The sequence below is a fragment of the Collimonas sp. PA-H2 genome (assembly GCF_002564105.1).
Taxonomy (GTDB): Bacteria; Pseudomonadota; Gammaproteobacteria; order Burkholderiales; family Burkholderiaceae_D; genus Collimonas.
On the sequence record NZ_PDBX01000001.1, the window covers coordinates 605,470 to 629,507 of the forward strand.

Here is a 24,038-nt window from a genome sequence, read left to right on the forward strand (position 1 = left end):
TCGATATGATGATTATTTGAACTGTTTGAGATACTCGGCAAACTCGGCGCCGGTTTCATGGTGCTTCAGGCCCATCGCCAGGGTCGCCTTCAGGTAGCCCAGCTTGGAACCGCAATCGTAACGCTGGCCGGCGTAGCGGTAGGCCAGCACGCGCTCGGTTTTCATCAACGCGGCGATGCCGTCGGTCAGCTGGATCTCGCCGCCGGCGCCCTTGCCCAGGCCTTCCAGGTGATCGAAAATCTTGTTGGTCAGGATGTAGCGCCCCACCACCGCCAGGGTCGAAGGCGCCTGCTCCGGCTGCGGCTTCTCGACGATGCTATTGACCTTTTCCAGATTGGCTTTATACGGGTCGATGCTGACGATGCCGTATTGCTTGGTATCGGCGCGCGGCACATCCTGCACCGCCAGCATGCTGGCATTTTCTTCAGCGAAAATATCCGTCATCTGCGCCAGCACGGGCTTCTGACCGGCCGCCACATCCATGAAATCGTCCGCCAGCAAAACGGCAAACGGCTCATTGCCGACCACCGGACGGGCGCACAGCACCGCATGCCCGAGGCCCAGCATTTCCGACTGGCGGATGAAGATGCAGTTGATATGTTTCGGGATGACGTTCTGCACCAAATCCAGCAAGCGCTCCTTGCCGGCCGCCTCCAGCTCGGTTTCCAGTTCGTAGGCCTTATCGAAATGATCCTCGATGGCACGCTTGTTGCGGCCGGTGATGAACACCATGTCGGTGATGCCGGCGGCAACCGCCTCTTCCACCGCATACTGGATCAAGGGCTTGTCGACGATAGGCAGCATTTCTTTAGGCTGCGCCTTGGTGGCCGGCAGGAAGCGGCTACCCAGGCCGGCGACAGGAAATACGGCTTTTCTAATCTTGCTCATGTTGGTTTCCTTGTTCGCTTTCTAAAAGAGTGCGGAATGCGGCTTCATCCAGAATCGGGATATTCAATTCTTCCGCTTTGGTCAATTTACTGCCGGCCTCGGCTCCTGCGACCACATAGCTGGTCTTCTTGGAAACCGAACCGGTCACCTTGCCGCCGGCCGCTTCGATCATGGCTGCGGCGGCATCACGCGTAAGCGTAGGCAGGCTGCCGGTCAACACGAAGGTCTTGCCTGACAAGAACTTGGACGCGCTTTCCGCCGGCAAGTTCTCCGGCCAGTGAATTCCGGCCGCGCGCAACTGCTCCACCAGCTCGCGATTCAGCGGATCGGCAAAGAAAGCCAGCAGAGAGCGTGCCACCACGGGACCGATATCGGCCACTTCCAGCAATTGCTCTTCAGAAGCCTGCATGACGCCGTCGATGCCGCCGAAATGGGTCGCCAGCTCTTTCGCCGTGGCCTCGCCGACATGGCGGATGCCTAGCGCATAGATGAAACGGCCCAGGGTGGTCGATTTAGACTTCTCCAATGCGGATATGACATTTTGCGCCGACTTATCGGCCATACGGTCCAGCTCCGCCAGTTTCAGCAAACCCAGCTTGTACAGGTCGGCCGCGGTGGTGATGATGTTGCGGTCGACCATCTGTTCGATCAGCTGGTCGCCCAAGCCTTCGATATCCATCGCCCGGCGCGAGGCAAAATGCTGCAGACCGCCCTTGCGCTGCGCGGCACACTTGACCCAGCCGCCGGAACAGCGGGCGATCGCTTCGTCTTCCAGCTTGACGATAGTCGAGCCGCAAATCGGACAAGCGGTCGGCATGACGAACGCTTGCGCATCGGCCGGTCGCAAGTCTGCCACGAACGACACCACTTCCGGAATCACATCGCCGGCGCGGCGCACGATCACGGTATCGCCGATCTGGATATCCTTGCGCCGCACTTCGTCTTCATTATGCAAGGTGGCGTTGGTGACCGTGACGCCGCCGACAAACACCGGCGCCAGCCGCGCCACCGGCGTCACGGCGCCGGTGCGGCCGATCTGCACTTCGATGTCCAGCACCTGGGTGGTAGCCTCTTCCGCCGGGAATTTATGCGCCAGCGCAAAACGCGGCGCGCGCGAGACGAAACCCAGGGTCTGCTGCTGCAGCAGGCGGTTGACCTTGTATACCACGCCATCGATTTCATAAGGCAGCTGCGGGCGCTTGCTGCCGATGCCGCGGAAAAATTCCAGCAGGCCGGCGGCGCCCTTGACCACGCTGCGCTCCTTGCATACCGGCAGGCCCAGTTCGCTGTACCAGTCCAGTAGTGCCGAATGCGACGCCGGCATGGCTGCGCCCTCCAGCATCCCTATGCCATAGGCGAAAAAGCGCAAGGTGCGCTGCGCCGTGATGCGCGAATCGAGCTGGCGCAAGCTGCCGGCCGCGGCATTGCGCGGATTGGCGAACTCTTTCATTTCCGCTTCGCGCTGGCGGGCGTTGAGCTTGGCGAAATCTTCCTTGAACATCAGCACCTCGCCGCGCACGTCCAGCACCTTCGGCGGCTTATCGGTATGCAGGCGTAAGGGAATCGCGCGCACGGTGCGGATGTTGCTGGTGACGTTTTCACCGGTAGTGCCGTCGCCGCGCGTGGCTGCCTGCACCAGCACGCCGTCTTCGTAGCGCAGGTTAATCGCGAGGCCGTCGAATTTCAATTCGGCTGCATATTCGATCTCGCTGTCGACCTGGGTGTCGAGGCCATCCCTGACGCGGCGGTCGAATTCAACGATATCGTTGTCTTCAAAACCGTTGCCCAGCGATAGCATGGGAATCGAATGCGTTACCTGTTCGAACTGCGGCAAAGGCGCTGCGCCGACGCGCTGGGTTGGCGAATCCGGCGTATTCAGTTCGGGATGTTCCTGCTCCAGCGCCTGCAGTTCGCGAAACAGCTGATCGTATTCGGCGTCGGGAATCGACGGATTGTCGAGTACGTAGTAGGAATGATTGTGGCGATTCAGCTCGGCAGCGAGCCAGGCGGCGCGCGAGCGCCATTCGGCGGCATCGGTAAGCTTCCCCGTGCCGCCGGCATGTGATGATTGTAATGACATAATTAACTGAATAAACGCAAGGCCCGCACTGAGCCGGCTGGAATTTCCGCAGCATCCATTTCACGGTAGAAGGCATCGACCTGGCCGGCGATCTCGGCCAGCTGGACGTCGGCCAAAGGCTGGTTGCTGTCGTCGACCAGCACGCCGCCAAGGCGCGCCGCCAGCGAACGTCCGCAAGCCACCATGGCGCCGTAGCCGTCACGGTCGGGAGCGACGCGCGGCACATCCAGCAACAGAGTCAGGCGGCTGGTGGTTTCGGCCACCGCGCTGGCATTGGTGGACAGCGAAAACAGCAGGCCGCCGTCGCCGTCCGACATCACCATGCGGCCTTCCGGCCGGGCGTCGAAGCCTTGCCGCGTCAGGGCCGCCTGCAGGGTGCTGATGGCCCACGGCGCACCGTTCGACTGGATATTCACGCCCAGCTGCGCATCGTGTTCGATCACGAACTGATGCAGGGAGCGCGCGGTGTGCATCACTTCCATCATGTCAGGCAGATCAGGCTCGGCGCCGAGGTCGTCGGCAATCTGGCGCAAACGGCTGACCAGTTCGGAATATTCGATTTCATTCAGGGGATTGGTGCGATTGGCCAGCTGCACGCCCGCCAGCAAAGTGCTGTAGACGCCGCCGTGCGCCACCGGCTCCCAGTCGCCGTTGGCGTCCTCGCCGATAAAATGGATAGGCTTGTTGCCGACATGGCGCAGGCTTTGCAGCGCAGGCAGTATCTTGTCGCCGCGCACCGGCGCTTCCAGCGCCAGCGGGATGGCGCAATCGATCAGCTCATCGACGGGTAAATCCCGGCGCGCAACCGGCACAGGCGCTGCAACGGGATTGCCTAACTGCGGCTCCAGCGCCTGCTGCTCGGCGCTTTGCTCGATATCGTCGTGCGGCACGGCCGCCATCTTGGCGTCGGCCTCATGTTCGCTCTCGAACAGCTTCGGCTCGTGGCGCACCGGCGCCTCGCCGCCGTCCTTGCTCGGCGGCGTCATCAAGACATCGTCATGCGACCCTGAAAACGCCCGCTCAACACTCTTCTTGGCCTTATATTCCTGCCATTTGTTGTAGGAAATGACGCCAACAAGAAACGCGCCTCCAATGATGAACAGGCTGGTCTGTAAATCTGTCATTCTGCTGATGCCTTAATAGCGAACACTGCCATGTCACCGGCATATGCGCTTGAAATATAAATCTGCGATTGAAATCGTGGTCTGGTCATTGATTAGATCCGAGGAAAAAACACTTCAAAAATAGTTGTCAGTGACCACGCGAATAATTACGTCTTGCTCTTATAAAAACGTTACTAGTATTACTGCATATGCTCTCAAGATAAAATTATTGAGACATTTTTTTACAATATATTGCATCGCGACACTTAAATCAGCTTAGTGTCGCTGCAAAAAGTTGTCAAGCGAGCCAAGCCGCACCGCATTGCGCTTTCACCATTTAAGCGGCAACCGCATCGCTGGCGAAACTTCTGGCCGCCTCCATATCCACCGCGACAATCCGCGATACGCCCTGCTCCTGCATGGTGACCCCGATCAACTGCTGCGCCATCTCCATCGCAATCTTATTATGCGAAATGAACAGGAACTGTGTGTTAGCGGACATACGCTTCACCATATTGCAGAAACGTTCGGTATTGGCGTCGTCCAGCGGCGCATCGACCTCATCCAGCAGGCAGAACGGCGCCGGATTAAGCTGGAACATCGAAAACACCAGCGCGGTCGCCGTCAGCGCCTTCTCGCCGCCCGACAGCAAATGAATCGTCGCATTCTTCTTGCCCGGCGGCTGCGCCATCACCTGCACGCCGGAATCGAGGATCTCGTCGCCGGTCATGATCAGCTTGGCCTGGCCGCCGCCGAACAGGATCGGGAACAGCTCGGCAAAGTGATGGTTGACCTTGTCGAAGGTGTCCTGCAGCAGGTCGCGGGTTTCCTTGTCGATCTTGTGGATCGCGTCCTGCAGCGTATTGATGGCTTCGGTCAGGTCGGCGTTTTGCGCATCCAGGAAATTCTTGCGCTCGGAGGCCTGCGCCAGTTCGTCCAGCGCCGCCAGGTTGACCGCGCCCAGGCCGGCGATCGCATTGGTCAGGCGCGTGACTTCGCCTTGCAGGTACGATGGCCGCATCTCGGCGGTCAATTTCTCGCTCAGCGCCGCTTCGTCCGCTTGCGCTTCGAGCAGCTGCTGCACGTATTGCTCCTGGTTCAGGCGCGCCGCCTGTTCCTTCAGCTGCAATTCCATGATGCGTTCGCGCTGCGGCTGCAGGCTGCGCTCCGCCTGCAAGCGGGTTTCTTCGTGCTGGCGCAGATTCTGCGACACCTGGTCCAGCTCGTGACGGGTATCGGCCAATGCCCTTTCCTGCTCGCTACGCTTGTCCAGCAAATCCTGCAAACCGGCTTGCGCGGCCTGGTCGTCCAGGCTTTCCAGCTCCAGATGGCCTTGCTGCATGTTGGCGAACAGCTGCGCCGCCTGCTCAAGTGCGGTGGCGATGCTGCGCTTGAGTTCTTCGATCTTGTTGCGGTGGGATTTTTCCGCGAACTCCGCTTCCTGCGCCGCTCGCTCCATTTCGCGCAAGCGTTGCCGGGCATCGTTCAGCTGCTGTTCCTTGCCCAGGTAGTCGGTCTGGCCGTCTTCATGTTTTTCCTGCAGCTCGGCCAGTTCCATGTCGAGCTGTTCGAACTTGGCTTCCGACTCCATCTTGACCTGCTGCTGCTCGCTTTCCTGGGCGGCGATTTCCGCCAGGTCGGAAGCGATCTGCGAGCTGCGCTGGTTGAAACGCTCCTGCAATTCGGAGAGCTTCATGACATCGATCTGCAAGCCGTGCACCGCCTGGGTCAGACTGGTGTGGCGCAGACGCATTTCCTGCAGGCGCTGGGTCGCTTGCGACAATGCAGCCTCCGCCCGCACCGAGCGCGAACGCGCTTCGTCAGCCAGCATCTGCTGGGCGCGCAGCTGCTTGGTGATGTTTTCGATTTCCTGCTGGCGCGCCAGCATGCCGTCCTGCTCCGAATCGGAAGCATAGAAGCGGACGCCGGTCTTGCTGATCACATGGCCCTGGCGCGTCACAAAGCTGGCGCCCAGCGGCAGCTTGCTGCGCTCGGCAAAGGCCGTCACCGTGTCGTCGGCGGCGTAGAAATTGTGCAGCCAGTCTTGCATCAGCACGCGCAAGCCCGGGTCATTCAGCTGCAGCAGGTTGATGAAGGGTTTCAAGCCGGCCGGCGCATCGGCAGGCGCGGCGGAGGCAACACCATTCGGCGAAAACAAGGCCAGCTTGGCCGGCGGCGCATCGTTGAAGAAGGCCTTGGCCCAGTCCAGGTTGGACATTTCCAATGCCGATGTGCGCTCGCGCAACACCGATTCCAGCGCCGTTTCCCAGCCGCCGTCGATATGCAGCTTCTGCCACAGGCGCGGCAGCTCTGCCAGTTCATGCTTTTGCAGCCAAGGCTGTACCTTGCCTTCGGTCTGCACGCTTTCCTGCAGCTGCTTGAGCGCCGTCAGGCGCGCTTCCAGCTGAGCGTTGTTGGCGCTTTCGGTATTCACCTGCTGCTGCGCGTCGCGCCGCTCTTCTTCCAATCGCGGCTGTTGTTCCTGCAGCTCTTCCAGCTGCATGCCGACTTCTTCCAACCCGGCCTGTTTCTCTTCCAGCTGCATGCGCAGATTGCTCAGATGCGCATTGTCAGGCAGGTTCAAGCCATTCTTTTCCTGCGCCAGCCGTTCACGCCGGCTGCTCAGTCCGTTCAGGATGTTCGAGGCGTTGCGCTGATGGGTCGATTCCAGTTCGATCTGCTGCTGGATCTGCATGATCTTGGCGCGCGATTCGGTACTCTTCAGCTGCGCCTCGCGCCAGCTCTGCTCCAACGCCGGCAACTGGTCGTTATGCTGCTGCGACGCCACCTGCGACTGTTCGACGCGCGCCATCAGCTCTTCCAGATGCATCTCTGCTTCCACCAGGTCGTCCTGGAACTGCGTGCCCTGGCGCTGCCATTGATCGCGCTGCGCGGTCAATGAATTGAGTTGCGATTGCAGGCGGTTGCGCGATTCGATGACGAACTTGATCTGCGCTTCCAGGCTGCCGATTTCGGAATTGGTCTGGTACAGATGGCCTTGCGCCTGGTGCATGCGGTCGCCGGCAGCGTAATGCGCCTGGCGCATGTGCTCAAGCTCGGTTTCCACGTGGCGCAGCTTGGCGGTCTGCTCTTCCAGATCGGTTTGCGCCTTTTCAATCTCACGGAAGAATTTCTCTTGCTCGCCCTTGGCTTCATTCTTGCGCAGCAACCACAGCAGCTTCTGCTTCTCTTCCTGGTCGCCCTGCAGCTCATGGAATTTTTGCGCAACCGCGGCCTGCGCCTGCAGCTTTTCCAGGTTGGCGTTCAGCTCGCGCAGGATGTCTTCCACCCGCACCAGATTTTCGCGCGTGTCATTCAGGCGATTCTCGGTTTCGCGGCGCCGCTCCTTGTACTTGGAAACGCCGGCAGCCTCCTCCAGAAAAACTCTTAGCTCTTCCGGGCGCGCTTCGATGATGCGCGAAATCATGCCTTGGCCGATGATCGCGTAAGCGCGCGGACCAAGCCCGGTGCCCATGAAAATATCCTGGATGTCACGGCGCCGAACGGCCTGGTTATTGATGTAATAAGTCGAGGTGCCATCGCGCGTCAGGGTGCGCTTGACGGCGATTTCAGCGTACTGGCTCCACTGGCCGGCGGCTTTGCCGAGGCCATTGTCGAACACCAGCTCCACCGATGAACGGCCGGCCGGCTTGCGATGCGAAGAGCCGTTGAAAATAACGTCCTGCATCGATTCGCCGCGCAGCTCGGAAGCCTTGGATTCCCCCAAGACCCAGCGCACCGCGTCGATGATATTGGACTTGCCGCAGCCATTAGGCCCCACCACGCCGACCAGCTGGCCTGGGACCTGGAAATTGGTGGGATCGACGAAAGACTTGAATCCCGATAATTTAATGGAAGTTAGACGCACGTTATCGACTGTTCTTATCAAAGTCGGCGAAAAAGCTGCCGTCATACTAAAAACGGGGAAAAAACCCGCAGGAGGTCGACATCATAACATTCCGCCTCACCATATATGCGATCTGAATGGCCGTCCCCCGCAGGAAATATGATTGTTACCCGGCTATCGATCCGCGGGCAGAAAAGGAAAGCCTTAAAAAACGATGCGCAGCCAGCCGGCGATCGCCCGGACCTATCCTGGTCAAAGCGCCGCCATGGCATATTTGAAAAGTAAACCGCGCGCCTCCTCAAGGCCGCCGCACGAATCGCCTCGCAGGCAGTTCGTGCGGCGGCCTTGAAAAGGCGCGCATGAATGACGCGGACTTTACCCAGGCCGGCTAAACCGTGTCCAGACGCGTAATTGCCAGGACAGGTGTTTGAATCAGCCTTGGCGAGAATCTCTGGAGCTGTGTAGCGCCATCCGCAAAGATCCAGCTATCGCCGCTTCTGATATGCAGATAGCTTGTGTTCGCCGGACCGACATCAGGGTCGACCCGCAAGAACACGAGGCCGCTAGCGACGCCATTAGGTCCGCTTAGCCTGACGGTATCGCCATGAGCGATCAGCAATGTAGTGGCGTTGCGCGTAATTGTGATGAGTGCTTCGAAAGCCATTTTATCCTCCGCAATTGCTATGTTGACAAATGCAATCTTGCTTGACGGCGACGTCCTTACAGTTCGCCGTCCACCAGGATGCGCGGCCCTACCCAGCCTGACTGGAAGTAGTATTTCCATTTGCCGAAATTGACCGTCTTCCCGATGTGGGGAGCAAAACTGACCGCTGTTGCGGTTTTCATATCGATGGATGACGGATAAGGCTTGCCGCTGTAGTCCAGATAGGGTTGCGGGCCCTTCGCATCACTCAGGGTGCCGGTTCCTACACTGGCTTTCCCCTGGCTGAAAGTAACGGTGATCGTGCCGCTTACCGGTGGATTGCTTGCCATGATGTTGCTCCTGTCAGATAAAGTGGAAAAAAGGTACACATCGTCACTCGCCGCAATCGTTACCCGGCAAGACCTGATGTGAAGCAATCATTCATCTTTGGAATACTGCGGTCCATTACGCGCCATTACATCCATGGCACGGTGCGTCAGTCAGCTCGGCAAGCAGCTGGAGTATCGCCGGCGAGTCAAAACAGGGGCCAGGCTAAGAGTTTTCAACGATCCCGGCCTGACTCTGTATATAATGCAAACAGCATAGCTATCGTCGCTTTTCCCTACTCCATTTTGTTGTTTATCCGTTATTAGCCACGTGAATCCATTACTAGACCGGTTGCAACCGTATCCGTTTGAAAAACTGCGCGCGCTGTTCGCCGGTGTCACGCCTAACTCCGCGTACCAGCCCATCAGCCTGGGCATTGGCGAACCCAAGCACCCGACCCCGAAATTCATCCAGCAAGCGCTGACCGACAACCTGAGCGGCCTGGCCAGCTATCCGAGCACCATAGGCGCCGAACCCCTGCGGGCAGCGATCGCCGGCTGGCTGGAGCGCCGCTATGGCTTGCCGACGCTGGATCCGGCGACCCAGATCCTGCCGGTCAACGGTTCGCGCGAAGCGCTGTTTGCCCTGGCGCAGACGGTGGTTGATCCGTCGCAACGGGATGCGCTGGTGATGTGCCCAAATCCCTTCTATCAAATTTACGAAGGCGCTGCCTATCTGTCCGGCGCGCAGCCGTATTTTGTCAATTCCGATCCGAGCCGCAATTTCGCCCCGGATTACCGCAGCGTGCCGGACGATGTCTGGCCGCGCGTCAAGCTGCTTTACCTGTGCTCGCCCGGCAATCCGACCGGCGCCGTGCTGTCGCTGGAAGACTGGAAGGAATTGTTTGCGCTGTCGGACCGCCACGGCTTCGTGATTGCCGCCGACGAATGCTATTCCGAGATTTATTTCAAGCCGGAAGCGCCGCTGGGCGGCCTGCAAGCCGCCAATATTCTGGGCCGTACCGGTTATCCGCGCCTGATTGCTTTTTCCAGCCTGTCCAAGCGTTCGAATGTGCCTGGCATGCGTTCCGGCTTTGTCGCCGGCGATGCCGCCATCCTGAAGAAATTCCTGCTGTATCGTACCTATCACGGCGGCGCCATGAGCCCGCCAGTGCAAGCGGCTTCGGTCGCCGCCTGGAACGACGAAACCCACGTCGTCGAAAACCGCGCCAAATACATGGCTAAATTTCAACAAGTCACGCCTGTACTGCAAACCGTACTGGACGTGGCGCTGCCGGATGCCGGCTTTTACCTCTGGGCCAAGGTAGGCAACAAGGAAAATAAGTTGGCAACAATCTCCGACACCGACTTCGCCAAGCGGCTATATGCCGAATATAATGTAACGGTATTGCCCGGCAGTTATCTGGCGCGCGACGCCCATGGCAGCAATCCGGGCCGGCAACGGATACGCATGGCGCTGGTGGCGGAAGTCGATGAATGCCTGGAAGCGGCGCAGCGCATTGCGGCATTTTGCCGTAGCCTTTAGCCTCTCGTCAGCATCGGCCTTGACGGCGGGCGCCCTGCAGCGACGGCCTGATCTTACGTATTGCACCGTGACGATATAGTTTGACCGTCGTCATGGTCAAATTCATGTTTTTAAACTTTTTTATCAGCAACCTATCATGACTCAATCTCTGCAAGCATTTATCGATCAAGCCTGGGAACAGCGCACCGAATTTTCCCCGAAGACCGCCCCCGCCGATGTCCGCGCAGCGGTCGCCAAGGTGATCGCCGAACTGAACCAGGGCAGCCTGCGCGTGGCCGAGAAAATCGACGGCAACTGGGTCGTCAATCAATGGATCAAGAAGGCTGTGCTGCTGTCGTTCCGCCTGGAAGACAACCTGCCGATGCCGGCTGGCGAGAACATGCAGTTCTACGACAAGGTGCCGACCAAGTTCGCCAACTACACCGCTGAAGATTTCGCCAAGGGCGGTTTCCGCGTGGTGCCGCCGGCGGTGGCGCGCCACGGCAGCTTCATCGGCAAGAACGTGGTGCTGATGCCTTCCTACGTCAACATCGGCGCCTATGTCGATGAAGGCACCATGGTCGACACCTGGGCCACCGTCGGCTCCTGCGCGCAGATCGGCAAGAACGTCCACCTGTCCGGCGGCGTCGGCATCGGCGGCGTGCTGGAACCTATGCAAGCAAACCCGACCATCATCGAAGACAACTGTTTCATCGGCGCCCGCTCGGAAATCGTCGAAGGCGTGATCGTTGAAGAAAACTCGGTGATCTCGATGGGCGTCTACATCGGCCAGTCGACCAAGATCTATGACCGTGCTACCGGCGAAGTCACCTATGGCCGCATCCCGTCCGGTTCGGTCGTGGTCTCAGGCAGTCTGCCTTCGGCCGACGGCAAGTACAGCCTGTACTGCGCGGTCATCGTCAAGCGCGTCGACGCCAAGACCCGCGCCAAGACCGGCATCAACGAGCTGCTGCGCGAAGCTTAATGGTTGCTTTGTCTCCAACACGTAGCGTGGGCAAGTTTTTTGCCCACGCGTTGCCGAGACAAGCGTGCTGATGAAGTTGATATAAGGAGTGGGCGCAAGCGCCCACTCTAGTCTGACCAGATAAAACAAAGAAAAATAATTTAAGGAGTTTTTGATGGCAATGGATCGCTTGTTTCGTCTGATGCGGGAGAAGGAAGCATCGGACATGTTCCTGGCGCCGGGCTCGCCGATTCATCTCAAGATCAAGGGCCAGATGGTCCCGGTCAATCAGCAGAACATGGATGACAACACCATCCTGCTGCTGCTGAAAGAAGTGCTGCCCGCCGAACGATTGCAAGAGCTGGAGCGTAACAATGAATTGAACCTAGGCGTTCCGATCGCCGGCGTCGGCAGTTTCCGCTTCTCGGCATTCCGTCAGCGCGGCAGCATTTCGGCCGTGATCCGCTATATTCCGATCGACATCCCTGCATTCGAAGAGCTGCGCCTGCCGCCGGCGCTGCTCGACCTGATCGGCCGCAAACGCGGCCTGCTGCTGATTGTCGGCTCCACCGGTTCCGGCAAGTCGACCACCATCGCCTCAATGCTGGACTATCGCAACAAGACCCAGGCGGGCCATATCCTGACCCTGGAAGATCCGATCGAATTCCTGTTCCAGAACCATCGCTCCATCGTCAACCAGCGCGAAATCGGCAGCGACACCACCGATCTCAACGGCGCCCTGAAAAACGCCTTGCGGCAGGCGCCGGACTGCATCCTGATCGGCGAAATCCGCGACAAGGCGACCATGTCGGCCGCCCTCGCCTATGCCCAGTCCGGTCACCTGGTGGTGTCGACGCTGCACGCCAACAATACCTACCGCGCGCTGAACCGCGTGATCAGTTTCTATCCGATGGAAAACCGTCCGGCGCTGCTGGAAGACTTGGCTTCGACCCTGGCGGCGATCGTTTCGCAACGCCTGGTCCGGACTATCGACGGCGAACGCACGCCGGCGGTGGAGATCATGCTCAACACGCGCCACGTTTCCGAACTGATCGAGGAAGACAACATCAGCCAGATCAAGGAAGCCATGGAAAAGAGCCTGGCGCCGGGTTCGCAGACTTTCGAGCAGGCGCTGATGCAACTGATCGAGGACGGCGTCATCACCCAGGACGAAGCGCTGGAGCATGCCGATTCGCCAAGCAATCTGTACTGGCTGATCAACAATCACACGCCGAGTTCGAAGAAAAACCTGGCGCCGATTGCTCCGGAACCGGAACGCGTCGAAGGCGCGACCTTCACCGAATTTACCTTGGACCTGTAAGCGTCCTTATCACCCGCAGCAAACGAATTCAATCTATGGCAATTACTCTTTACGGCATTCCCAACTGCGACACGGTCAAGAAAGCCCGCACCTGGCTGGAAGACCAGGAAATCGCCTACACGTTTCACAATTTCAAGAAAGACGGCGTCAGCGCCGAGCTGATCACCACCTGGCTGGCGGACATTCCCTGGGATACGCTGGTCAACCGCAAGGGCACGACCTGGCGCGGTTTGTCCGAACAACGGCGCAACGGCATCACCGACGGCATCAGCGCCACGCCCTTGATGATGGAGCTGCCGTCCATCATCAAGCGCCCGGTGCTATACACAGGCAAACAAGCCTATGTCGGTTTTTCGGATGCGCTGTACCAGGAAATCTTCAGCCAGTAATTGGCCAATGAGCAGCCAATAAGCCAGCAAACCCTTTACCGCAACACCATTGAAATGCCGCACATGAACAAGCACAGCAAAACCCTGGCACTGGCCGAACAACTGATCGCCCTCTCCTCCGTCACGCCGCAGGACAAGGGCTGCCAGGCGCTCCTGATCGAATTGCTGGCGCCGCTCGGCTTCGCCTGCGAAACCATCCAGTCCGGCGACGTCACCAACCTGTGGGCGCGCAAGGGCACGGAACGGCCGCTGCTGGTGTTTGCCGGCCATACCGACGTGGTCCCTACCGGGCCGCGCGAGCAATGGCAATCCGATCCTTTCCTGCCCAGCCATCGCGACGGCAAGCTGTACGGCCGCGGCGCCGCCGACATGAAGACCTCGATCGCGGCGATGGTGGTGGCGGTGGAAGAGTTCGCCCAGGCCCGTCCTGACCATAGCGGCTCGATCGCCTTCCTCATCACCAGCGATGAAGAAGGTCCGGCCACCGACGGCACCGTGGTGGTGTGCGACAAGCTCAAGGCGCGCGGCGAACAGCTGGATTACTGCATCGTCGGCGAGCCCACCTCCAGCTCGACTTTGGGCGACATGATCAAGAACGGCCGCCGCGGCACCATGTCCGGCAAGCTGACCGTCAAAGGCGTGCAGGGGCACATCGCCTATCCGCAGCTGGCGAAAAACCCTATCCACCTGGCCGCCCCGGCGCTGGCCGAACTGGCGGCGGAAAAATGGGACGAGGCCAATGAATACTATCTGCCGACCTCTTGGCAAATGTCCAACATCCACGGCGGCACCGGCGCTTCCAACGTGATTCCCGGCGAAGTGGTGATCGATTTCAATTTCCGTTTTTCCACCGCCAGCACGGTCGAAGGCTTGCAGCAGCGGGTCCATGCCATCCTCGACAAGCACGGCCTGGAATACACGCTGGCCTGGACCGTCGGCGGCCGGCCGTTCCTGACGCCGCGCGGCACGCTGAGCGACGCTATCGCCGCCGCCATCAAGACGGAAACCGGCATCAACACCGAACTGTCGACCACCGGCGGCACCTCCGACGGCCGCTTCATTGCGCAGATCTGTCCGCAGGTGATCGAATTCGGCCCGCCTAACGCCAGCATCCACAAGATCGACGAACACGTTGAAGTCCAGTTCATCGATCCGCTGAAAAACATTTACCGGCGTACCTTGGAAAGCCTGCTGCCCGCAGCCGGCTAACCCACACTCACGCAAAGGTACTTATGGCTGGCAGCAGCAAGGACATCGTCGAACAAGCCTACGACGCCACGCCATACACCTCGCATCCGTTCAAAGCCACCGCGCCGGAACATCTGGCGGCGGTCGCCACCCTGTTCAACCTGAAGCCGCCGCGCACCGAGAATGCGCGCGTGCTGGAGCTGGGCTGTGCTTCCGGCGGCAACCTGATTCCGCATGCGCAACAGCATCCCGGCGGCCACTATGTCGGGGTCGACCTGTCCAAGGTGCAGATCGATGCCGGACAGCAGCGGCTGTCCGCGCTCGGCCTGAAAAATATCAGCCTGCACCACATGAGCATCAGCGACATCAGCCCGGCGCTGGGGCAGTTCGACTACATCGTTTGCCACGGCGTGTACAGCTGGGTGCCGCCGCAGGTGCAAGATGAAATCCTGCGCGTCTGCGCGGAAAACCTGGCGGCCGACGGCGTCGCCGTGGTCAGCTACAACACCTATCCCGGCTGGAAATTCAAGGAAGTGGTGCGGGAAGCCATGCTATTCCGCGGCAAGGACCATGACAATCCGGCCGACAAGCTGGCGCATGCGCGCGGCATGTTCAATTTCATGCATGAGATGTCGGGCAAGGGCAGCGTGCTGAACCAGGTGCTGGAGCAGCACAGCGCCACATTCAGCGGCCAGTTCGACGATTATTATCTGCTGCACGAATATCTGGAGCCCTACAACCTGCCCTGCTACCTGAACGAGTTCGTGGCGCGGGCGCGCCAGTACAAGCTGAGCTATCTGGCCGATGCCGAGCAACAGTCGATGTTCGTCGGCAATCTCGGCAGCCAGGTCGCCGAACCCTTGCTGCGTGAATGCGGCAATGACCAGGTGGTGCTGGAACAGTACATGGATTTCCTGCGCAACCGCCAGTTCCGCCACACCTTGCTGGTGCACGCGCAACAACAAAGCCGGATACGCTATCAGCTCGACCCGGCCGTGCTGCTGCAACTGCATTATGCTTGTGCGGTCGACAGCGGCACGGCCGCGATCACGCAGGACGATGCAGAGCAGGCCATGGCGCTCGGCGGCCAGCAACTGGTCATCCGCGGCAAGGTCAGCAAGTTCGCCCTGCAGATACTAGGAGAACGCTTTCCAGCCACCATGCATTTGCCCGAGCTGGTCGAGGCGGTCCGGCAACGCCTGCAACAGCGCCAGGACAACGATACCGGCGTCATCGTCAGTTTGATGGAAGCGCTGGTGATCCGCGGCGCCGTCGAATACCGCGTGCAAGCCCTGGAAGCCGCCCCCAGCCTGGACGAAAAGCCGCTCGCCCTGGCATCCGCCTGCGCAGATCTGGCGCTTGTCCCCGGTGGCGACACCGCCAGCGCCACCAATCTCTGGCACCAGCGGGTAGCGCTGAACATAGTCGAACAATTATTGCTGCCCAAGCTGGATGGAAACCATACCCAAGAGCAACTAATCGAACATATCCTGCAGCAAGAGCAACAACAGATGCTCGAATTCAAGCACAAGGACGGCCAGCGCGTCAGCGATCCGCAAGCGCTGCGCACAGAAGCGGCGGAACATGTCGGCAATGCCTTGCGTACTCTCAGATATAATGGGATGTTGATCAAATCTCGATAAAATCGAGGAAAATCAAGGCAATAACGGGCTAATTGGCCGCCTCCGCCCCATTCCGCCCGGCATTTCCGATAGAATCCGCCTGACACTTTGCGCCGCTGCGCAATTGCTCTACTTTAATCAGCCGGGGACGATGCGATTTGCCGCTAACCGGCGGCTCCCTGTGTAGTGCTTTGTCAGTAATGAGACTTCAGAAATGGTGTATTTTCGTGCCAGGCTAGGTGGATGGCCGCCCCGCGCAAACCGGAGCGATAGCGCGACTATCGCGAGGATTTGCAACGACGCATGGTGCGAAAAGATGCGGCCGGCCAGGTGCGGTCGGCTAGACGCCGTTTATGAAGTTTCATTACTGACGAAGCACTGCACTAAACTTTGTCCCGCAACACAGTAAACGTGCCATGACTCCACAATCCTTTACCACCATCCGTGACCTGCTGCGCTATGCAGTGACCCGTTTCAATACCGTCGGCCTGTTTTTCGGCCATGGCAGCAGCAATGCGCTGGATGAAGCGGCCTACCTGATCCTGCATACGCTGAAGCTGCCGCTGGACAAGATCGAACCGTTCTTCGATGCGCGCCTGCTGCCGCATGAAATAGAAGCCGTGCTGCAAGTCATCGAAAAACGCAGCGTCGACCGCCTGCCGGCCGCCTACATCACCAACGAGGCCTGGCTGGGCGATTACCGGTTTTATGTCGACCAGCGCGTGATCGTGCCGCGTTCCTTCATCGCCGAACTGATCCCCGACCATTTCTCGCCGTGGCTGCAAGAACCGTCGGCGGTCAGCAACATCTTGGAACTGTGCACCGGCTCCGGCTGCCTGCCGATCATGCTGGCCGATGCTTTCCCTGAAGCCCATGTCGACACCGCGGATATCTCGGCGGACGCCCTGGCGGTAGCGCGCCGCAACGTCGACGACTATGAACTGCAGGACCGCATTACGCTGATCGAATCCGATTTGTACAGCAAGGTACCGGCCAAGAAATACGACCTGATCGTGACCAACCCGCCATACGTGAACTCCGGTTCAATGGGCAAGCTGCCGCAGGAGTACCTGCGCGAACCGCAGATCGCCTTGGCCGGCGGCAGCGACGGCATGGACCTGGTGCGCCAGATCGTGGCCGGCGCCAAGCAGCGCCTGACCGCAAACGGCATCCTGGTGGTTGAAATCGGCAACGAACGCGCCTTCGCCGAAGCCGCCTTCCCTGATCTGGAAATGACCTGGGTCTCGACCAGCGCCGGCGACGACATGGTGTTCCTGCTGACCGCCGACCAGCTGCCGTAATCCAGTATCACCGGCAAGGGTCCACTGCCCTTGCCGTATCCAGCACGATCATCACGACCGGCATGCCACTGACGCATGCATGGCCATTCATTTAGCAAGTAGATAGTAGACATGATACGTTTTCAACAAGTTTCCCTGATGCGCGGCGTCAAGCCTTTGCTCGACAATGTCGACGTCACCCTCAACCCGGGCGACAAGATCGGCCTGATCGGCGCCAACGGCGCCGGCAAGTCCAGCCTGTTCGGGCTACTGCGCGGGGAGCTGCATGCTGACCTCGGTGAAATCGACTTCCCGTCGAAATGGCGCATGGCCTACGTCGCCCAGGAAACCCCGGCGCTGGACCGCCCTGCGATCGAATACGCGATCGACGGCGACGTCACCCTGCGCCGCCTGGAAGAAGAGCTGGCGTTCCTGGAAAGCGAGCCGGAAAGCACTTCCAACGGCATCCTGATCGGCGAGCTGTACAGCGCGCTAGCTGACGCTGATGCCTACACCGTGCGCTCGCGCGCCGAGCAGCTGCTGACCGGCCTCGGCTTTTCGCTGTCGCAGATGGACCAGCCGGTGGCCAGCTTCTCCGGCGGCTGGCGCATGCGCCTCAACCTGGCGCAGGCGCTGATGTGTCCGTCCGACCTGCTGCTGCTCGATGAACCGACCAACCACTTGGACCTGGACGCCATCATCTGGCTGGAAGACTGGCTCAAGCGCTATGCCGGCACCCTGATCATCATTTCCCATGACCGCGACTTCCTCGACGGCGTGGTGAACGTGATCGTGCATATCGACGAACGCAAGCTGAAGCGCTATTCCGGCAACTATTCCTCCTTCGAGCGCCAGCGTTCGGCGCAGCTGGAACTGGCCGCCGGCACCCTGGAAAAGCAGATGCGCCAGCGCGCCCACCTGGAATCCTTCATCAACCGCTTCAAGGCCCAAGCCAGCAAGGCTCGCCAGGCCCAGAGCCGGATGAAGGCGCTGGCAAAGATGGAAGAGCTGGCGCCGCTGCGCGCCGCCGCCGAATTCTCGTTCGAATTCCGGGTGCCGCTGAGCGCGCCGAATCCGCTGCTGGTGATGGAAGACGTCAGCGCCGGCTATCGCACGGAAAGCGAAACCAGCCACGACGTCACCGAAAAGGTGATCGTCGCCGGCATCAATTTCTCCTTGCAGATCGGCCAGCGCATCGGCCTGCTGGGCGTCAACGGCGCCGGTAAATCGACCTTCATCAAGACCATCGCGGAAGAGTTGAAGCCATTGCACGGCGTGGCCCAGTTCGGCAAAGGCTTGTCGATCGGCTACTTCGCCCAGCACCAGGTGGAAATGCTGCGGCACGACGAATCGCCGCTGTGGCACATGGGCAAGATCGCGCCGACCACGCGCGAGCAGGAATTGCGCAACTTCCTCGGCAGCTTCAATTTCAACGGCCCGATGGTGACCAGTTCGATCAAGCCATTTTCCGGCGGCGAAAAAGCGCGCCTGGCGTTGGCCCTGATCGTCTGGCAGCGCCCTAACCTGCTGCTGCTGGATGAGCCGACCAACCATCTGGATCTGGAAACCCGCGAAGCCCTGACCATGGCGCTGGCGCAGTTCGAAGGCACCCTGGTGCTGGTATCGCATGATCGCCACCTGTTGCGCGCCACCACCGACCAGTTCATCATCGTTGCCGACGGCAAGGTAGCGCCGTTCGACGGCGACCTCGACGATTACAAGGACTGGCTGTTCAAGACCAAGCTGGCCGCCAAGAACAGCGCCGCCGACGCGGCTCTGCCGAAAGCCAGCAGCAAAGCCAAGATCGCCAGCGCCGTGGCGCCGGCCGCCGCACCAGTAGTCGACAATGCCGATCGCCGCGAACAGAAACGCGCGGAAGCCGAAGCACGGCAAAAGCTGGCGGCGCAGAAGAAGCCTATCGAGTCGCGCATCAAGCGCCTGGACGAGCAGATCGCCAAGCGCAGCGCCCAGAAGGCGGCGGTCGACACCCGCCTGGCCGATCCGGAAATCTACGACAAAGAGAAGAAAAAGGAATTGGCGACGCTGCTGACCGATCAGGCGTTCTACAGCAAGGAATTGACGCAACTGGAGGCGGAATGGCTGGAACAGCAGGAAGCGCTGGAGCAACTGGGCAACTAGGCGCGGACCAGGGCGGTGCTGCGCATCGCCCCAGAACGCTGAACATCATCGGCTGCGGCAAGCTCGGGCGCAGCCTCGGTTTGCTGTGGCAGCGTCGCAGCGGCGATCCTCTGGCTTTTACCCTACTCGACATATTGAACCGCTCCCCCGCCAGCACGCAACGGGCGTGCGATTTTATCGGCGCCGGCAGGGCGGCCTTATCCTTTGACGATCTGCGTCACGCAGACGTCTACCTGATTGCGGCCGGCGACGACCAGATCGCGGCCTGCTGCAATGCTCTTGCCGCCGCCGGCAAGCTGCAGCCTGGCAGCATCGTGTTTCATTGCAGCGGCGCCCTGTCGTCGCTCGAACTGGCCTCTGCCAGCGCGCTTGGCGCAGCCGTGGCCAGCATCCATCCGATCCGCAGTTTCGCCTCGCCGCAGCAAGTGGCCGACAGCTTTGCCGGCACCTGGTGCGGCAGCGAAGGCGATGCCGCGGCGCTGGCGATTCTCGGCCCGGCCTTCGAGGCCATCGGTGCGCGGCTGGTCGCCATTGAGCCCGGACAAAAAACCCTTTACCATGCAGCCGCCGTATTTGCGTCCAACTATCTGGTGACCCTGATCGATGTCGCCCAGCAAGCGTATGTCGCTGCCGGCATAGCGCCAGAACTGGCGCTCAAGCTGATTCAACCGCTATTATCGGAAAGCGCCGCCAACGCCTTCCGGCTCGGCCCCGCCGCCGCCCTCACCGGCCCCATCGCGCGCGGCGACCTGGCGACCGTAGCGCGGCAATTGCAAGCCTTGCAGCAGCGTCAACCGCAGCTTGCCGGCCTGTATGAGCAATTCGCCGCCGCCACTACCGAACTCGCGTCACGCAAGAATAGCGGCAAGTCTTAAGAACGTAGAAAAGTAGATTTTCTGCCATCTGAAAAAATTCGGAAAAAAATCTGAAATGCAAAGACAATAAGTGCATATAGAATGGAGAAAGCTTCATTTTACGTTTGACCTGGAAAGCCCTTAACATAGTCGTCACCAGCAACACCTCCTTGTGCTTGTCTGTGCCCTCAACCTAAGGATAAAAATGGCCACAACATTGTCCCGACTCAGCAAGATTGCAGCGGCAATCCTGATCACCGGCGTCACGCTGAACGCCTTCGCAGCGGATCTGCTCGATACCGTCAAAACCCGCGGCACCTTGAGGGTCGCAATGGAAGGCAACTACCCGCCCTTCAATTTCAAGGATCAGAAAAGCGGCGAGCTGGCCGGTTTTGAAGTCGACGTCGCCAAATTGCTGGCAGCCAAGCTGGGCGTCAAGCCGGAATTCACGACCACCGAATGGAGCGGCATCCTGGCAGGCCTGGGCGCCGGCAAATACGATGTCATCCTGAACCAGGTCGGCATTACCGAAGCGCGCCAGAAAACCTTCGACTTTTCGCAGCCCTACACCCTCTCCAGCGCCCAGCTGATTGTCCGCAAAGACGAGAAGCGCAGCTTCCCTACCCTGGAATCGCTGAAGGGCTACAAGCTCGGCCTGGGCCAGGGAACCAATTTTGAACAGAAGGCCAAAGCCGTCCCGGGCATCGATGTAAAAACCTATCCCGGCTCGCCTGAATACCTGGCAGACCTGGCCAGCGGCCGTATCGACGCCGCCTTGAACGACCGCCTGCTGGTAGGCTATCTGCTGAAAAGCTCGAACCTGCCCTTGAAGGCAGGCGCCACTTTCGGCGACATCGACAAGATCGGCATTCCTTTCCAAAAAGGCAATCCGAAATTTGAAGCAGCCTTGAACAAAGCGCTGGATGAGATCCTGAAAGACGGCAGTTTCAAGCAAGTCTCGTTCAAATGGTTCGGCTTCGATGTTAGCAAAGCGCCATCAGCGCAATAAGCCGATTCGCGCTACACTTGCACTAAACCAGACATCCCCGCCCACCGCGGGGATGTTTTTTTAAGCAAGAAAATCTAGAACAAAGAGCCTATGGAATTACTAGATTTGCTGCAGCAGGCAGCGCCCACCTTGTTCCGCGGCGTCGGCTACACCCTGATATTTGCAGTTGCATCGATGCTGGGCGGCCTGCTGCTCGGCTTCCCTTTGGCGATCGCGCGCATCGTGCCGTCGCGCTGGGCGCAATGGCCCGCCACTGCGTATGTCAGCCTGATGCGCGGCACACCGCTGCTGGTGCAAATCTTCGTGATCTACTACGGCCTGCCGAGCATAGGCATCAGCTTCTCGCCATTGACGGCGGGTATCCTGGCGCTTAGCCTGAACGCCGGCGCCTACCTGTCGGAAAGCCTGCGCGGCGCGATCCTGGGCGTGCATGCCGGCCAGTGGTCGGCCAGCTACAGCCTCGGCCTGAACTACTGGCAAACCCTGCGCCATATCATCATTCCGCAAGCGATCCGGATTGCCGTGCCGTCGATGAGCAATACCTTGATCAGCCTGATCAAGGATACCTCGCTGGTCTCGGTCATCACCGTGACCGAACTGATGCTGGCTACCAAGGAAGTGATTGCCGTAACGTTCCGGCCGCTGCCGCTCTATCTGGCGGCCGCCGCGATCTACTGGTGCCTGAGCATCTGCTTTGAACGCCTGCAGAACCGGCTTGAGCGCAAGCTCGGGCAGGCGCACAAATCCAACTGATATTCGGGTATCAGAAGCGGGAATCAGAAGCGCGACAACAGGTCGATCTGGCTGACCAGCGGCGTGTCCTCGCCCGGGCTGGCGCGCTGGTAGCTGCCTTCGCTATCCATGTCCCAGGCCGAGGCATTGTCTTGCAGATGCACCAGCAAGCTTTCTTCGATCACGCGCCGCTTGAGCTTGCTGTCCTGGATCGGGAACGCGGTTTCGATGCGGCGGAACAGATTGCGGTCCATCCAGTCGGCGCTTGACAGCATCACGTGCTCCTCGCCGTCGGCGTAGAAATAAAATACCCGGTGATGTTCCAGGAAACGGCCGATGACCGAACGCACCTTGATGTTTTCCGATAATCCTGGCACGCCCGGTTGCAAGGCGCAGACGCCGCGGATCAGCAGCTGGATCTTGACCCCGGCCTGGGAAGCCAGGTACAGAGCCTCAATCACGGTCGGTTCCAGCAAGGCGTTCATCTTGGCGATGATATAACCCTGCTTGCCAGCCTTGGCCGCATCCACTTCTTTCTGGATCGCATGCAGCACATTGGCGTGCAAGGTAAACGGCGACTGCCACAAGCGCTTGAGCAGCACCTGCTTGCCGAAGCCGGTCAACTGCTGGAACACGTTGTGCACGTCTTCGCAGATCTTGTCGTCATTGGTCAACAGGCCGAAATCGGTGTACAGCCGCGCGGTTTTCGGATGATAGTTACCGGTGCCGAGATGCACATAGCGTTTCAGCTTGGTGTGCTTGGCGTGGCGCTTGCGGCGCACGATCAGCAGCATCTTGGCATGCGTCTTGTAGCCGAACACGCCATACACCACATGGGCGCCGACCGCCTCCAGCTTGGCGGCCCAGCCGATATTGGTTTCTTCGTCGAAGCGCGCCATCAGCTCCAGCACCACCGTGACTTCCTTGCCATTCTTGGCCGCCTGCATCAGCGTGCCCATCAGCGGTGAGTCGTTGCCGGTGCGGTAAATGGTCTGCTTGATGGCCAGCACATCGGGATCGATCGCCGCCTGCTGCAACAGTTCCAGCACCGGCTGAAAGCTTTCATAGGGGTGGTGCAGCAAGACATCGTTCTGGTCGATGATATCGAACACCGAAGCGCCGGTGACGAAGGCTTTCGGCAGCACCGGCGAATGCGGCGTGAATTTCAGGTCCGGGCGATCCACCAGATCGGGCAAAGGCATCAGCCGCACCAGGTTGACGGCGCCGTTGACCCGGTAGCAGTCGGCCGGCGCCAGGCCGTTCTGGTTCAGCAGCCGCTGCACCAGCGATGCCGGCGTGCCGTCGGCCACTTCCAGGCGCACCGCATTGCCGAGCTGGCGGGTCGGCAGTTCGCCTTGCAGCGCCAGGCGCAGATCGGTGACTTCATCCTCATCGACAAACAAGTCGCTGTTGCGGGTGACGCGGAACTGGTAGCAGCCGCCGATCGACAAACCCGGAAACAGTTCGCCGACAAAGCGCTGCATGAAGCTGCTCAGCAGCACGAAGCCATAAGCATGGTGCGTCAGATGTTCGGGCATCCGCACCAGGCGCGGCAAGACCCGCGGCGCCTGGACAATGGCCAGTTCGGTCTCGCGTCCGAAGGCATCTTTGCCGCTCATCTTGACGGCGAAATTCAAGCTCTTGTTCAACACCCGCGGAAACGGATGGGCAGGATCGAGGCCGATCGGCGTCAGCACCGGCAACAGCTCGGTCTTGAAGAATTCGTGAGCCCAGGCGGTCTGCTCATCGGTCCATTCGGATTCCTGGTAAAAGGCGATGCCCTCGGCATTCAGCGCCGGCAGCAAGACCTCGTTGAACAAGGCGTACTGGCGCGCCACCAGCTTCTGCGCGCGCTCGCTGATGGTGCTGTAGGCATGCTGCAACGACATGCCGTCCGGCGTTACGCCATCGACGGCGACCCGGATCTGCTCCTGCAAGCCAGACATGCGGATTTCGGAAAATTCATCCAGGTTGCTGCTGGTGATGCAGACAAAACGCAGCCGTTCCAGCAGCGGCACCGCAGGGTCCTCGGCTTGCGCCAGGACGCGTTCATTGAAGGCGAGGACGCCGAGTTCGCGGTTGAGCAGTGGGAAAGTCATGGTCCGGTCGGAAGAGTGAGCGAGGTTGC

18 protein-coding genes are annotated in these 24,038 nt (G+C 59.9%); 11 read left to right on the top strand and 7 right to left on the bottom strand.

What is annotated here, in order from left to right; translation table 11 throughout:
- Positions 1-12 precede the first annotated feature (12 nt).
- The 6 genes from galU to BCF11_RS02790 all read right to left on the bottom strand — a co-directional run bounded on the left by galU (position 13) and on the right by BCF11_RS02790 (position 8,911).
- The gene (gene galU / locus BCF11_RS02765) at positions 13-888 is read right to left on the bottom strand and encodes a UTP--glucose-1-phosphate uridylyltransferase GalU (protein WP_098493383.1); all 876 of its coding nucleotides are present in this window, start codon (positions 886-888) and stop codon (positions 13-15) included.
- Entirely contained in the window at positions 875-2,968 is a 2,094-nt protein-coding gene (ligA, locus tag BCF11_RS02770) for an NAD-dependent DNA ligase LigA (protein WP_098493384.1), read from the bottom strand. The genes galU and ligA overlap by 14 nt, the downstream gene beginning before the upstream one ends.
- Positions 2,969-2,970: 2 nt before the next feature.
- Entirely contained in the window at positions 2,971-4,092 is a 1,122-nt protein-coding gene (locus BCF11_RS02775) for a cell division protein ZipA C-terminal FtsZ-binding domain-containing protein (RefSeq protein WP_098493385.1), read from the bottom strand.
- Positions 4,093-4,408: 316 nt separating this feature from the next.
- A complete protein-coding gene (gene smc, locus BCF11_RS02780) occupies positions 4,409-7,939 on the bottom strand; it encodes a chromosome segregation protein SMC (RefSeq protein ID WP_098497292.1) in 3,531 nt (1,176 codons plus the stop codon).
- A 367-nt stretch (positions 7,940-8,306) separates the two neighbouring features.
- Positions 8,307-8,582 carry a hypothetical protein gene (locus tag BCF11_RS02785; RefSeq protein WP_098493386.1) on the bottom strand — a complete coding sequence of 92 codons (276 nt, stop codon included), beginning with the start codon at positions 8,580-8,582 and terminating at the stop codon, positions 8,307-8,309.
- 56 nt (positions 8,583-8,638) lie between these two features.
- Complete coding sequence (locus BCF11_RS02790) at positions 8,639-8,911, bottom strand: hypothetical protein (RefSeq protein WP_098493387.1); 273 nt, start codon at positions 8,909-8,911, stop codon at positions 8,639-8,641.
- A gap of 307 nt (positions 8,912-9,218) precedes the next feature.
- On the opposite strand from BCF11_RS02790, the gene dapC reads away from it, so the two are divergent.
- The 11 genes from dapC (at position 9,219) to BCF11_RS02845 (ending at position 21,931) form a co-directional block, all read left to right on the top strand.
- On the top strand, positions 9,219-10,433 hold the full coding sequence (dapC, locus tag BCF11_RS02795; RefSeq protein ID WP_098493388.1) for a succinyldiaminopimelate transaminase: 1,215 nt from the start codon (positions 9,219-9,221) through the stop codon (positions 10,431-10,433).
- A 136-nt stretch (positions 10,434-10,569) separates the two neighbouring features.
- Positions 10,570-11,397 (top strand): 2,3,4,5-tetrahydropyridine-2,6-dicarboxylate N-succinyltransferase, encoded by an 828-nt coding sequence (dapD, locus tag BCF11_RS02800; protein ID WP_098493389.1) that lies wholly within the window; start codon positions 10,570-10,572, stop codon positions 11,395-11,397.
- Positions 11,398-11,551: 154 nt separating this feature from the next.
- Positions 11,552-12,697 (top strand): PilT/PilU family type 4a pilus ATPase, encoded by a 1,146-nt coding sequence (locus BCF11_RS02805; protein ID WP_098493390.1) that lies wholly within the window; start codon positions 11,552-11,554, stop codon positions 12,695-12,697.
- 35 nt (positions 12,698-12,732) lie between these two features.
- Positions 12,733-13,086, top strand: a complete 354-nt coding sequence (locus tag BCF11_RS02810) for an ArsC family reductase (RefSeq protein WP_061942358.1) — start codon at positions 12,733-12,735, stop codon at positions 13,084-13,086.
- 63 nt (positions 13,087-13,149) lie between these two features.
- Complete coding sequence (gene dapE / locus BCF11_RS02815) at positions 13,150-14,295, top strand: succinyl-diaminopimelate desuccinylase (protein WP_098497293.1); 1,146 nt, start codon at positions 13,150-13,152, stop codon at positions 14,293-14,295.
- A 23-nt stretch (positions 14,296-14,318) separates the two neighbouring features.
- Positions 14,319-15,917 (top strand): methyltransferase regulatory domain-containing protein, encoded by a 1,599-nt coding sequence (locus BCF11_RS02820; protein WP_098493391.1) that lies wholly within the window; start codon positions 14,319-14,321, stop codon positions 15,915-15,917.
- A 395-nt stretch (positions 15,918-16,312) separates the two neighbouring features.
- Positions 16,313-17,197, top strand: coding sequence for a 50S ribosomal protein L3 N(5)-glutamine methyltransferase (gene prmB / locus BCF11_RS02825; RefSeq protein ID WP_098493392.1), 885 nt, complete (start codon positions 16,313-16,315; stop codon positions 17,195-17,197).
- A gap of 111 nt (positions 17,198-17,308) precedes the next feature.
- Positions 17,309-19,315, top strand: a complete 2,007-nt coding sequence (locus BCF11_RS02830) for an ATP-binding cassette domain-containing protein (RefSeq protein WP_098493393.1) — start codon at positions 17,309-17,311, stop codon at positions 19,313-19,315.
- Positions 19,273-20,190 (top strand): Rossmann-like and DUF2520 domain-containing protein, encoded by a 918-nt coding sequence (locus tag BCF11_RS02835; protein ID WP_098493394.1) that lies wholly within the window; start codon positions 19,273-19,275, stop codon positions 20,188-20,190. The genes BCF11_RS02830 and BCF11_RS02835 overlap by 43 nt, the downstream gene beginning before the upstream one ends.
- Before the next feature lie 184 nt (positions 20,191-20,374).
- Positions 20,375-21,178 carry a cystine ABC transporter substrate-binding protein gene (locus BCF11_RS02840; protein ID WP_098493395.1) on the top strand — a complete coding sequence of 268 codons (804 nt, stop codon included), beginning with the start codon at positions 20,375-20,377 and terminating at the stop codon, positions 21,176-21,178.
- A gap of 90 nt (positions 21,179-21,268) precedes the next feature.
- Positions 21,269-21,931, top strand: coding sequence for an amino acid ABC transporter permease (locus BCF11_RS02845; protein WP_098493396.1), 663 nt, complete (start codon positions 21,269-21,271; stop codon positions 21,929-21,931).
- 23 nt (positions 21,932-21,954) lie between these two features.
- On the opposite strand, the gene ppk1 is transcribed toward BCF11_RS02845, so the two are convergent.
- Positions 21,955-24,009: a polyphosphate kinase 1 gene (gene ppk1 / locus BCF11_RS02850; RefSeq protein WP_098493397.1), complete on the bottom strand. Its 2,055-nt coding sequence runs from the start codon at positions 24,007-24,009 to the stop codon at positions 21,955-21,957.
- Positions 24,010-24,038 lie beyond the last annotated feature (29 nt).